This window comes from Pseudomonas sp., assembly GCF_048265905.1.
In the GTDB taxonomy this organism is placed as follows: domain Bacteria; phylum Pseudomonadota; class Gammaproteobacteria; order Pseudomonadales; family Pseudomonadaceae; genus Aquipseudomonas.
In genome coordinates this window covers 15103-28106 of sequence record NZ_JBLXAP010000021.1, presented here as the reverse complement: position 1 = coordinate 28106, position 13004 = coordinate 15103, and the positions used below count along the sequence as shown (strand labels likewise).

The following is a 13004-nucleotide window of genomic DNA, read 5'->3' as shown; positions in this document are numbered from 1 at the left end:
ATCCGAAAGAGCAGCGAGATACCCTGAAGCAGGCTAAGAAGGCTGAAACCGAGCATACTTTTCAGAACGTAGCGACGTCTTGGTATGAGCTCAAAAAAGACTCGGTTACACCAGCTTATGCTGAAGATATCTGGCGCTCACTGACACTGCACGTTTTCCCGGATTTGGGCACCACGCCGATCTCCACCATCAGCGCACCACAAGTCATAAATCTGCTTCGGCCACTCGAAACCAAAGGCAGTCTGGAAACCGTTAAACGGCTTTCACAGCGCCTCAACGAGATAATGACCTACGGGGTCAACTCGGGGCTGATTCACGCAAACCCACTAAGCGGGATTCGCTCGGTCTTTAAAAAACCGAAAAAGAAGAACATGGCAGCGCTTGCTCCCGATGAGCTGAAAGAGCTCATGGTAGCAATTGCCAATGCCAGCATAAAAAGGACCACTCGCTGTCTGATCGAATGGCAACTCAACACCATGACCCGCCCAGCAGAAGCTGCGACTACCCGCTGGGTCGACATCGATTTCGAAAAGCAGATCTGGACGATTCCTGCTGAGCGCATGAAAAAACGCCGCGCGCACATTATCCCGCTCAGTGAGCCAGCCCTGGCATTACTAGAAGCAATCAAACCCTATAGCGGGCACCGAGAATATGTATTCCCTGCAGACCGCAACCCTCGCACCCATTGCAACAGCCAGACCGCTAACATGGCGCTAAAACGTATGGGTTTCAAAGATCGTCTGGTAAGCCATGGCATGCGCTCAATGGCTAGTACTATCCTCAACGAACACGGCTGGGATCCAGAACTAATTGAAGTGGCGCTTGCCCACGTCGATAAGGACGAGGTTCGTAGCGCCTACAACCGAGCCGACTACATTGAGCGCAGACGGCCGATGATGGCTTGGTGGAGTGAGCACATTCAGGAAGCAGCCACAGGCAACCTATCGGTATCCGCTATCAAGGAAAATCGGGACAGAAAAATAGTCGCGATACGCTGAGCGGCCCCTCAAAAGCAGCCGGTGCAACAGACAAAACCGGCCATTGTGTACCTATGAACGCCGGAGCTATCCACTCCTCCCTCTACAGAAGCTGGCTGTGGATTCTTTTTCAGCTTTTGTGCTACCCTCATAATTGATCGGTGTGCACACAATAGAGAGCGGCTAACTCTTACCTAGCCTGCCGGTACTGGAGCTTCTGGTACGTCTGGATCAGTCTGAGAGTGACGCACCGATCAAGTTTTCCCTTTTCGTCTACCGGGTTCATAGACGGAATAGAACCACGTTTTGGTTCCTAAGATTCGAATCCGCCCCTTCGCCTCATGACCCTCGTCAGCCGAATCCTCAATCAGAGTTGTTTCTCGCTTGAGGATCACTATTACCTCTGAAGCTTCTCGCGCTGGCCATTTCACCATTGCCGAGACGCCCAAGTAGTCGTATTCCGCCCATGACCCATCCGGAAACTGGCGAGACTTCAAGCCTCGCCGAAGTTTGTGCCAGGTCTCGACTGTCTCAATGATGCGCGCAGCGGCTGGTAGTAAATCAAAACTCGCGAGGATTCGAGAGAGTGGGCGTTTCACGCGAGTAATGTGAGACCAGCCAGTCCGGTTGATTAGAATGCTGCCGAGTGTGGGGTGCGTAGCCCCAACGCTCTTCCATATTCGATAAAAATCCCAGGCGGCTGATTTGATAGGCTTGGAAAGCAAATTGAGACGACTTGGCAGGTTCCCCAGCTTCATCATGTCCACTTCCGCTAAGCCCAGCGCTCGATGTTGACCCGTAGCGAGTCGAGAAAAAGGGCGGATGCACTCAAGGCCTGATTGAAACCTGTTTTTTAGTTGCACGACCACCGTGCCCCTTTCTGTGTAGGAGTCGGTTCGTTTTAGATCGGCCCACCAAGCTTGGCTAACAAGTTTTCCAGGAGATGCCTCCTTCACATACAAGAGCGCAACGGGAAGTGGGGATTTATTCCAAAGTTCTCGCTTCGCCTCTAAATTGGGGATTTTAATTTCGAGAAAGCCTTCACCCGAACAGTGAACATAGCTAGCGCCGCTCTTGATCTGCACATGGATCAAGCCGCCTGTGAATTCGTGTTTCCATGAACGCCGATCCTTTGGGTTTACCTCGTTTACCCGCATGGTACGCAGGTACACCAGTCCATCCACACCGTCATCATCGACCTGTCCCATTTCTTGCCAGGACCAGCCCCATGCACGGCACACCGATTCAACATAGGCGGTACTTGCACCGGAAATTCGATTGGACTCTGATGTCACCTTTAATTCCTTTCCTACACAATCAGAGCGGCAATCTACCACACGCCACATTGAGTGCTGGCTACCGATACACGTCCACGCCGGGTCGACAGCGGCCAGTCACGAAGGGCGGAACAGACAATACAGGACCTCACGTCTCATGTCATGGCCTCAGTACTGATCGATTAGTAGGCTGTAAAAATCAGCTCGACTGCCAGATTTATTAAGCTTTATCGATCTACTTAACCTCACCATTTATCCACAAAAGAACCACGCAAGCAGTGCATTTTATCAGGCAGAACGTCATAACAAGCCATCCCTAGATAGGTCGCAGCCCGGGTTGTGCCCACATATAGAAAACGGTCGAACAGAGCTGCTTTCTGCTGCGCCAGTGTGTCAACACCAACAAAGAATACGGCCTCGAACTCCAACCCTTTGATGTGCTTGATGTCAAAAACCCGAACATCAGCCCCCTCTCCAAGCGCCTTACCTTCCTCGCAGGCTACCGCCTTGAGAGTTATGTCTTCTAGGTAGGTAGTTAATAGCTCTGCCATTGGCTTTACATCATTTTCATCATTCACCAGCACAGCGATGGTAGGCATTTGCTTTACCCTTTGCTCTACCTCAAAAATGCGCTCCGCAACCCACTGGGCTGCCGTACTGATATCCGTTGCATGCTCAAGTAAAACGGGGGGTACACCCTCATGGATTGAATGCTCGGGCAGCACACCCAAAGCGCTTTCATCCCCGCCCATCATTGTCAGCAGGGATGCGGCAAAGTCGTTCAATATCCGGCTTTGCCGATAAACGATATTTATTTTTTTCGCCTCAATCGCTGATGACACCCACTCAAGCTGATCAGACGAGCGTACTCCCGTCTGAGTGATTCGCTGATTGAAGTCGCCGCAGGCAAAAAATGACAACGCTTCCAGCGAGGTCAGGCTTTCCATGCAGGCCAATTGCAATGCCGAAAAGTCGGTAGCTTCATCAACCATGATCTGGTGCCTGAATAGGCTTGCCAGATTGCGCAGGCTTTCAAACCGGGGGGCATTCAGCTCTCTAGCAATAAAGGTTTGCCCCAAGAGTTTCCGGCCATTTCTGAGCATCAGTAGCACAACGGCATCCACTTCCGTATCGTTCAACTGAAGCTGGTTTACCGTAGCCTGCTTATAAAAATTGGTATTCCCGGATTCGGTTTTACGGAACAACCGATAACTGGTCGGCACATCAAACGCATAGCGCTTGCTCGCATTAACAAATCGACGCAATCCATTCTGAAAACTGATGCTCTGGCCAATTGTCTGAAGAACCGCATCGCTAGGTAGTCTGTCATTGAGCCAATCGCGGATTTTTGCAGCCACACCATTTTTGGGTAGGCTTCTTTTGAGGTATTTATATCGCGCCAATGCTTTAAGGCACTTCACATAAGCTGCAACAGCTTTTTTCAGCTCGGTAGAGGTGGCACTAGCAGCCTCCTCAGCCTCATCTGCATCAAACTCATCATCATCCTCACTCAGCTCATCATCATCCTGCTGAACCGTAGCTAAAAATTTTGCGAGCTGTGCAAACACGTCCTTGTCATGGTTGAAAATGCGGTTGCGCTCTTTCGTAAGCAGTTCATCCGTGCTGGCTTTCGCTGCATCCAGGCTGGATTTGATACTTGGCTCCAGCGCATTCAAGTCACGATAGCAATCTGCAAGCTGGCGGTGCGAAAGATCCACAACCCATCTCGTCAGGGTCGTAGCCAATGGGTGATTGTCATCAGATGCAACAACAATATCAGCTCCTTGCTTAAATTGAGCCTGTAACCGCTGCACATGAAACTGCCGGAATGCTTCATACCACGCCCGCGGATCTTTCAGTACCGCAGCGGCCAGATTATCCATACTGGCCTTTAGAGTGAATTTGCCACCATTAGGGGTTTTCAGAATACCTAGGCTATTGCGCGCCAAATCATGCCGGTGCGCATCCCAGGTTTTGATGTGCTCATTAGATGCCGGAACCTGCTCTCGACTGAAAGCCTCCTTTAAATAATGTTTAAGCAACTCTGAGGGAGTGAACATCAACCAGTTGCTTTCAAACGGCAGACCTTGAACGTTTGCTTCAGCAAGCTTGAACTCAACTTCATCCAAGTTGGCTTTATTTAATTTCTGACCTAGTCGTTTGATCAGCGTGGTGGTTTTACCAGTACCGGGCGGTCCGAGAATGATTAATTGGCTATCAAGTGGTAACCGGAAAATATCGTCCTGAAACTTGTCCAGGATGGGTTGATCACGCAGCCCTATGGCCGTTCGGTTCTGATGGGTGATGCCCGGGACAACGCCACTGGTGGCAGCATCCTGCTCCAGCAGTCGATCAAGCTCATCACCAGCATCTGCGCCTTCAAGCGCCAGCAGCGCACGCAGGGATTCAACACTAAATACGCCCAAACTTTCATGGCGATATTCATTACCCCGGGAGTCCCATTCGCCCTCAACCTTGCAGGTATGGAAGCTTGTTTTCTCTACCAGATAGAAGCGCTTCGACACGCCTCGAATAATTATCTCACCCTCGTCACCGACCGGCAGCGCAGCCATTCGGCCAATGGGAGACGCATAACTGGCAAGTTGAGTATCACCTGCCAGTGGAAGGCTGGCTTGGCGAGAGATAAAGAAAATCTTCTGCTCGCCGTTCTCATCTTCCAGCAAAAGACGAGCAATGGCCGGCTCATCAATCAAAGCGCGCCAGCCGTCTTGATTACTTTTACTGATGGTTTGCAAATTTTGAATAGCCTTGCCACCTGTGAGGCTGTTGCTTACAGCGAAGCTATCCTCGCTGGCCGTTGCCGGTGCTTTCAATTTTTCCTCGGCCTTATCGGCAATCTGTGCAAACGCACACAAGGATTCGCTGGCTAAGGGCTCTAGATTAGGCAGACTCATGGTTCGGCTCTCCGTATTAATTAGCAAGATTAATGCTCCGACTGTCCAAGCTGATCGATGCCTATATCTCTGCCGCATTGGCCAAAGAGCTCTGCATCTGCCTCAGGTATAATTCTGCCGAACACACAGACAAGATTCCGATGAAACTACTCAACACCTACGACGATCACGACGAAGCCGAGGAAGCAGCCGAGAAGCTGACTGGCGACAAGCGCTTGGCCAGCGAACGCGACGCCACCGTGGTCATATACAACCTGTTCGGCATTCCCAGCTGGGGCAATTTTCACCGTCTTGGCATGTACAACCTGGGCGAGCTGAAGAGCCTGCTGGAACGACGAGCGACCTGGCAGCTAAACGATCAGGCACGGCACACAGAGATTCTCGCCTCACTGACTACTGTGTCGAAGAACTTCGGAATCGAGGTGCCGGGCCATTGGCTGTAACTTCGCATTAGACTTTCTCCCGCAAAGCGACGAGCTGATTACTCGGTCCTTCCGATCGGATGCTGAGGTTCGAACTGTTCGATACCACGTAAGCTAGGGGTCGCGTCAAGCTGAACGGGAATAGTACAGGCAGCGATTGCAAGCTGGTCACCGAAACTGGCCTGCCAGCGTAGCGAACAGCCGCTTCGATTAGCCACGCAGTGAGCTCGTCGTCCTCAACTAAAATGGCGTCTCGCTTGATTACTCGTTTAGCGGTCTCATCTCGCGTTAAGGCTTGCCAGCTTGCCTGAGATTGCAGCACTCTGCTTACAGCCCTCTCTATCCCAGTACGGTCACCATACTGCTCTGCCATCCGACGCTGAAGTTCCTTAATCGAGCAATCACCTTGCAAAGATAGAAGACGACCGGTTGTTTCAGCAGTCTTCCCGAAGAATGGGTAGCTGGCTATCGATGCTCCCCAAGCGAGAGGAAGGACACTGACTTCACCCCATTTTTTGTAGATCGCGATACCCCGATCAATGAAATCATTCAGATGTTCGAAGGGCTTGGTACTCAAGCGCTTGAGAATATCTAATGTTTTCCTCTGTGATTCAGAGCCCGGTAGCATCGTAGCAACCTGAGCCCTTACGACCTCGATAGAGCTTTGAGTCGTGGCGGCATCAAAGGCGCCTCGACACCACACGATGTCTACAAATCGATCAAAGCCGATAAGTGGCACCTTGGTTGTCATGCCACATCTCCTGAATAAATAACTTTCACAAAGGGCACGATCAACTCTTCGACCGATACCCCGCCGTGAACCACGACCTGCTCCCCTTCTTGTACGAAGGCGGTTCGTCCGCCTGCGAATAGGGGCATGAAGTTTGTTGGTAGTCCAGCGATGTCCAACTTGACCGTGGTCGGATAGGCCTTAGCGGAGTCGGCCAGCAAAGGCTCGCTGCGATAGACCCGCACGCGTTCGCCACGCGTCTCTGCAATCACGCCCTGGTTGGGTCTGCCGACACCGGTTGACTCGACATTGCCGTGGTCTGCGGTGAGGTAAATGTGGTAGTCCTTGTCCAGCAGCAGCGAGAACAGTCGATCGACAAAGCCAGTCGCAAGCCAGTTTCCAATCCACATGGCCACGTCTTTTTTCGATCGTTCCTTGTGGAGCCGGTCATCCACCTCGTCGATCACCAGACCGACCACTTTCGGACACCGGTCAATCAGATCCGCTTCCAGTGCGTCGAGTTGATTGATCTGGCGCAGCGCGCGGCGGTACATCACTTCATTGGGGTTGACGCCCTCGTTCTGCCAGAACGTCTTCCACAAGGATTCCTCCTTGTCCGTCCGATCGATGGAATCGTCGAATTCACGCGGCTTCAGGCCGGAGAACAACGCTTGTCGTGACACCGATGTCACAGTGGGCAGCCACGCGAACGCGGCTCCCTCGTCGAACTCGAACCGTTTTTTTGAAGCGACCAGGCTCTCTCGGATCTGCACCCACTGATCGAATGCCAATCCATCAAACACCAGCAAGGCCACTCTGGTTTCTCCTGCGGACCGCCGATGGCGTAAGAAGCGTGGAACGTGATGCACCATCACTGGCCCCTTGGTGACCGGCTGCAGGATCAGGTCAGCGTAATGCTTAGCCGCGACCCAAGCCTGCAGCTGCTCGTCTGACTGCGCCTGCAGAGTCTTGATGCGATCGCGAATGGCCGGAAGATGCTCACTGCCATCCGTTCCAGACAGACCGTGTGTGCGAGCCAGAATCTCCCCGTAGCGCTTGGCGAACTCACTCCAGTCCTTGTGTGAAGATGCCGCTGTAGGCGTTGCCTCGATCAGTCCATTGATGCCTTTAAGCACCAGAACCTGCAATGCAGCGGGGTCCTGGACGATTCCGGCCTTGATCCAACTCGGTATGCCTGTCGGAACGCTGTGCACCGCCAACGGATGCAAGCTGCCATCGAGGAACATGGAGTCGACCAACACCTGCACATCGGAGTGATCGAAGGGGATCTCGATCTTAGCGACGCCATCTTTTGCCAAATAAGCTGGTGGCGGCGGTTCCCCTGTGCGTGTGCCATCTAGCCCCAAACTCGACAGGTAGTGATACCACGCATCCTGAACTACCCGTAGCAGCGCACTCTTGGAAGACAACCACGTAGCGACAGATTGATCCGCGAACAACCCCTTGCCTTGGATGATGCCCGCCGCATGTTGCGCAAACAGCAGAGGCAAGGAACGGTTGGCGAAATGCATCCGCAGCAGCTCACGCCAGAAGTCCACCGGGTTGCGAATGGATCGCGGCGTCAGTTGATAGACGTGCTCAAGGATGAAGTCTTTGGACTCGTGATCACCACGTGCCGACTGCAACTCGGTCTGATGGGCATGAAACAACCCAGCAAAATGTTCCGATTCGAGCTGCTGCACCGTGTTGTACGCCAGCCTGGGGAAAAGCTCAGCAAGACTTAGCCGAACTACACGCCCGTGGTGAACAAGATCCCACGGCAATTCATTCGCATCAGCACTGCGCAGATGCAGCACCAACGAGGGCGCAGGCCCTTGTTCACCCCGATCCCATGCGGCGCGGTAACGCTCCTCGAACTCCGCCCGGAAGGCAAACGGGTCTTCGTACAGCATCACCTCGAAACCCCGGCCACGCAGCTCAGACAACAGCTTCCCGTCGAGCAGCACGTCGTCGGGGTCGCAGGCCACCCACAGCCGATTGAGGTCGGCCGTGAAGTGGCTGAGAATGCATTCTGACCACTGGCTCATGCCACACACTCTTTCTTCATATTCGCTCCGGGCATCACATCGCCGGAGACACGCACCATCATCACGGCATTCAAATTCGGCACGCTAGCTTCCATGTCATTCAGAGCAGCCATACGTGCGTCGTGTTCCTGCTGCAGTCGCTTGCGCCGATGCTCGCGCACGGCTGGCAAGCCGATTCGCCCGATCGCCTGACTTCGTGCTTCGAATGCATACACCGCGCGCTCGCGCTCCTCCTTCAGTCGGGCACGGTGTTCATTCACCAACTCGGTAAAGATCAGCTCGCCCTGAGTGCTGGCGCCCGCATGCGATGCCTCAAACCACTTCACCGACTCCTCGGTGCCTGTCACAGCGTGCACGTCTACGGTCTCGGTCAGCAGCAGGTCCCACACACGCTTGGCCGTGGGCACGAAGGGACGGCCTTCCTCGTTGACGAACACCGGCAAGAAGCGCTTCCGGCTTAAGCCTTCCGCTGCCAGGCTGATCTCCCACAGGGACCAGATGCCGCGCACCGAATCGGGCAAACCCGTCACTCGGATCACCGGCAGCAGCTGGCCGGCAACAAAGCGTGGCAGTTCGCTGATGATGGCGCGGGCGCGCGGGTCCTCCATCGTCACCCACTCCAATTCCGGGTTCTCGTCCGCCGTGCGGGAGTCGAAACACGCCTGCGCCGACTCGCTGCCATCCGCCCAATTCACTCGCCAGGCACTACCAGCTTTGGTGGCTGAACCACCGCGTGCGGCCAACCCATTAGTGATGGCGCGTTCCAGCCAGAACTGGGCCGGATGATCACGCCATTTACGGGCGTCGTCCGCGTCTAGATCGTGCTCCGTTGTGAGCAGATCGCTATTCTTCTTCGACTCTGCCAGCGTGGATCGCAGTTGCGAAACCACGGCGTCGCATTCCTGCTCGATCGCATCCGGGTTCTGCAGGCCGTGCAAGAACAACTCGTCGAAGATCGGATCGGCCTCGACCGAGTCCATAACATCGGCCGCCTTGTCGACGCCAAACTCCTGCGCGATGATCTCGAGCTTTGCCTCCAGCACCTGACGCACACGGTGTTCGACCGTATCTTCCAGTACGAAGTTGATGGCGCGCACCACATGGTGCTGACCGATACGGTCGACGCGGCCAATGCGCTGTTCAATCCGCATCGGGTTCCACGGCATATCGAAGTTGACGATGACGTGGCAGAACTGCAGGTTCAGACCTTCGCCGCCGGCATCTGTTGAAATCAGCACGCGCACATCCTTCGAGAACACCTGCTGAGCGCGAGTCCGCGCTTCCAGATTCATGCTGCCGTTGAGCGTCGCCACCGAGAAACCACGACTCGAAAGAAAATCGGCCAGCATCGCTTGGGTGGGCACGAACTCGGTGAAGATCAGCACCTTCAGCGCCAGGTCGCCTTCTTCCTGCTGCAGCTTGTAAACGAGCTCCAGCAGCGCCTCGGCCTTAGCATCGGTGCCCGCCGCTTCGGTTTCGCGCGCCAGTTCCAGTAGCATCTCGACTTCGGACTTCTCCAGCTCCCAGCCACTAGATTGCATGGCCAGATCCACCTGAGATTGCCCATCGAGATCCGCCCACTCGTCCTGGCTGGTGCTCTCGAATAGGTTCGCTTGGGGCTGTGCTACATCGAGTAGGGCCTGCCGCCTCTCCAGCGTGGTGCGGATGGCTGCGGTACTCGACGTCACCAATCGCTGCATCAAGATCATCAAGAAACCGATATGACGCTGCTGAGCGGCCATCGCCTGGTTGTAGCCATGGCGCACGTACTCGGTCACCGCCTCGTATAGGCGCTGCTGCGGGCCATGCCGTGCCTGCCAGGCCACCACCTGCAGCCGCGTGACGCGCGGCTTAAACAACGGCTGGCCCTCGGCGTTGATCGACAGCCGCTTTTCAGTCCGGATCACGAAAGGCCGTACCCGGTCGCGGCTGACGCTGCTTTCGTCCGGAAATGCTTCCCGGTCCAACAACTGCATTAAGCGCATAAACTGGTCAGTTTTGCCCTGGTGTGGCGTGGCCGACAGCAGCAAGAGATAGGGCGCGGCCTCTGCCAAGGCAGCGCCCAGCTTGTAGCGGGCCACCTGTTCGGTGCTACCGCCCATGCGGTGGGCCTCATCGATAATGACCAAATCCCACGATGCTGAAATCAAATCCTCGAAACGCTCGCGATTGTAGGTTTGCAGTTGCTCCAAGCTCCAACCGCGACGACTCTCCATGGGTTTGACCGAGTCAAGCGAACAGATCACCTGGTCGTGCATGCGCCATAGGTTCTCTTCTTCGCCGACGCCATCGTTGCGCCACTGACGAAAGGCAGCCAACTCGGACGGCTCGATAAACTGGAACTTCTCACCGAAGTGCAGGCGCATTTCGGCCTGCCATTGGCGCACCAGCCCCTTGGGCGCCACCACAAGGATGCGCTTCACCCGACCACGCAGCTTCAGCTCGCGCAATACCAGTCCCGCCTCTATGGTCTTGCCAAGGCCGACTTCATCGGCCAGCAGGTAGCGGATGCGATCACGGCTGACCGCGCGGTTCAGCGCGTAGAGCTGGTGCGGCAGCGGCACAACGCTAGATTGGATCGGCGCCAGTAGCAGGTTGTCCTCCAGCGCATCCAGCAGCTTGGCCGCCGCCGTTGCGTGCAGGACCTGCTCCACATTCGGACGCACGCTTCCCAGCGGTGCCAGATCCACGGCCTTTGCACGCACCACCGCTTCCTTAACCGGCAGCCAGACGCGGTACGCAACCTCACCCCACACGTCCTGACGCTCGATCACTCGGCAAGGGGATGCCTGCCGTGTGAACCAGCACCAGTCGCCGACGGTGAAGTTATGCCCGGATTGAGTCATTCGCCGATCTCTTCGCGCATTGCTCTACCTTGATCAGTCAGCCGATAGCGCTGTTTACTGCTGCTGGGCTTGTCCGGAATGGTCATTGCAACTAGCTCCAATGCCAGTAATGGCAACAGCACCACCTCACGAAACTTACTTCGATTGCTACGCCCAACCCACTGCATCAAGGTGGCGATATCGTGCTCTTCGGCCATTTGCGCTAGCACAATGCGTTGCTCTGCACTGAGCTCACACTTGGTCCCGACTTGATCCCGACCTGGTCCCGACTTAGTCCCGGCTTGGTCTATCGGTTGTGCTTCCACCTCACGAGCAAAGCGCTGCCGAATCGTCTCTCGCACCTGAAACTGCGTGTCGCTGAGTTGATCAAACAGTTGCTGGCGCACTAGATGGTCGGCTACCAACCGGGCTTGCTGGGTGGTTCTGATTCCGAGGCTGCGGATAGCAGTGAGGGTCAAGGGCTCGCCCTCCGGCAGCGACAGTGCCAGGGCTAACGCATCTGCCTGTTCAGGCGTCAAGTTGGTACCCAGGGTTTGACGGAAGCGGAGCATGCCATCGGTGACCAACGGCTTGTTGATCAGCACCAATTCAAATGCCTTACGTGCCTTGTCGTTCTTCAACTGCGGTGGAGTGCGCCCTAATTCATGCCAGTTGCGGAAGATAGCACGAATACCGGTACCTGCCTGGTCCGACAGGCCAATACGGCGAAACGCCTTTACGATGGCAGGGTTGCGTACTTCCTTTTCGGTGGGATCCAGCAGCTCTGCTTCCGTGGCGAAGGCATCACCCGGGTTCCAGAACACCGTGCGATCGGTGAACAATTTGATAGACGCCTTGCGACCGTGGTCGCCGTAGTCCTGGTGGACCAACAGGTTAATGGCGGCCTCACGAAAGGCCACGTAATCCGGCGGATCATCATTGCGGCGGAGCGTGGCCGGATCGAGTGAGAACGGATGCTCAGCAATACGCATATAGCGCGCCACCAGCCCCTGCCAAGTCTGAAAAATATTTTCTTCAAATACGTAACGGTCATGCCAGCGCTCGTCTGCAGACCATTGCTCAAATGGCCTATCAATGCGCTGATAATCCAGTACTGGCCGGGGCAGAACCTGGCGCACATATCGGGCGATGCCAAACAACAAGATCCCCGCGCGGGTCGGTAAAACCTGGCCATCCCGCTCAATGAGAAAATTCCAGTTCAGCAAGAACTCGATCGGATCGGTAATCTCGATATGCTCGGGGTTGCGCCTTGCAAACTGAGCCTGATACCACTTGACCGTTATCTCATCAAAGCACTGATCCACCGGAATGTCGGTCAGGGCGATACCGTCGTAACGATCCTGCGCCGCATCGCGCAAAAATCGCTCCAGTTCACTTTGGGTAAATTGTTCGTCACCCGCGCCGCGCCGAAGGTAACTCTGGCGCGGATCGCCCTTGAGGTAGGCCGGTTTCTCCGAGCGTGATGACTCCGGCACGTGGAAGGCAAACACATGCTTGCCATCGATCTCAAAGCGGTGTGCTTCCACCGCGATCACTCGGTTGAGCTTCTGCCCTCCACGCAATACCGATAAAAATTCGTTCTGGACCTTGTCTGGCTCCTCGACACCGGTTACTTCCAACTGACCATTAACTTCGCTGACACCAAATACCAACCAGCCACCCGCCGTATTGGCAAAGGCCGACACGGTTTTGTATGCATCCTCCGGCACGCCGCGCTGAGCGCGTTTGCACTCAAAGTCATTCCATTCGATGCCATTTAACCGTGCCAGCAGTTCGTCCTGAGTCATAC

8 protein-coding genes are annotated in these 13004 nt (G+C 55.1%); 2 read left to right on the top strand and 6 right to left on the bottom strand.

All coding sequences use genetic code 11. The annotated features are described in order from the left end of the window. The coding region (locus ACN0UH_RS18785; protein WP_417663490.1) for a tyrosine-type recombinase/integrase at nt 1-998 on the top strand (998 nt) is incomplete at its 5' end. A gap of 233 nt (nt 999-1231) precedes the next feature. Here ACN0UH_RS18785 and ACN0UH_RS18780 read toward each other — a convergent pair. Together ACN0UH_RS18780 and ACN0UH_RS18775 are read right to left on the bottom strand one after the other, a co-directional pair. Beyond that, the gene (locus ACN0UH_RS18780) at nt 1232-2272 is read right to left on the bottom strand and encodes a DUF4365 domain-containing protein (RefSeq protein ID WP_417663489.1); all 1041 of its coding nucleotides are present in this window, start codon (nt 2270-2272) and stop codon (nt 1232-1234) included. Between the two features lie 227 nt (nt 2273-2499). Beyond that, complete coding sequence (locus tag ACN0UH_RS18775) at nt 2500-5169, bottom strand: ATP-binding domain-containing protein (RefSeq protein ID WP_417663488.1); 2670 nt, start codon at nt 5167-5169, stop codon at nt 2500-2502. Nucleotides 5170-5309: 140 nt separating this feature from the next. Here ACN0UH_RS18775 and ACN0UH_RS18770 point away from each other — a divergent pair, with 140 nt between their 5' ends. Then, entirely contained in the window at nt 5310-5612 is a 303-nt protein-coding gene (locus ACN0UH_RS18770) for a hypothetical protein (protein ID WP_417663491.1), read from the top strand. 7 nt (nt 5613-5619) lie between these two features. Here ACN0UH_RS18770 and ACN0UH_RS18765 read toward each other — a convergent pair whose 3' ends face one another. From ACN0UH_RS18765 to ACN0UH_RS18750, 4 genes are read right to left on the bottom strand one after another with little or no spacing between them, the layout of a single operon-like run. Then, nucleotides 5620-6342, bottom strand: coding sequence for a hypothetical protein (locus ACN0UH_RS18765; protein ID WP_417663487.1), 723 nt, complete (start codon nt 6340-6342; stop codon nt 5620-5622). Beyond that, nucleotides 6339-8369: a BREX-3 system phosphatase PglZ gene (pglZ, locus tag ACN0UH_RS18760; protein ID WP_417663486.1), complete on the bottom strand. Its 2031-nt coding sequence runs from the start codon at nt 8367-8369 to the stop codon at nt 6339-6341. Before pglZ ends, ACN0UH_RS18765 begins: the two co-directional genes overlap by 4 nt. Next, nucleotides 8366-11215, bottom strand: coding sequence for a DEAD/DEAH box helicase (locus ACN0UH_RS18755; protein ID WP_417663485.1), 2850 nt, complete (start codon nt 11213-11215; stop codon nt 8366-8368). The genes pglZ and ACN0UH_RS18755 overlap by 4 nt, the downstream gene beginning before the upstream one ends. Continuing rightward, nucleotides 11212-13002 carry an RNA-binding domain-containing protein gene (locus tag ACN0UH_RS18750; protein WP_417663484.1) on the bottom strand — a complete coding sequence of 597 codons (1791 nt, stop codon included), beginning with the start codon at nt 13000-13002 and terminating at the stop codon, nt 11212-11214. The genes ACN0UH_RS18755 and ACN0UH_RS18750 overlap by 4 nt, the downstream gene beginning before the upstream one ends. Nucleotides 13003-13004 lie beyond the last annotated feature (2 nt).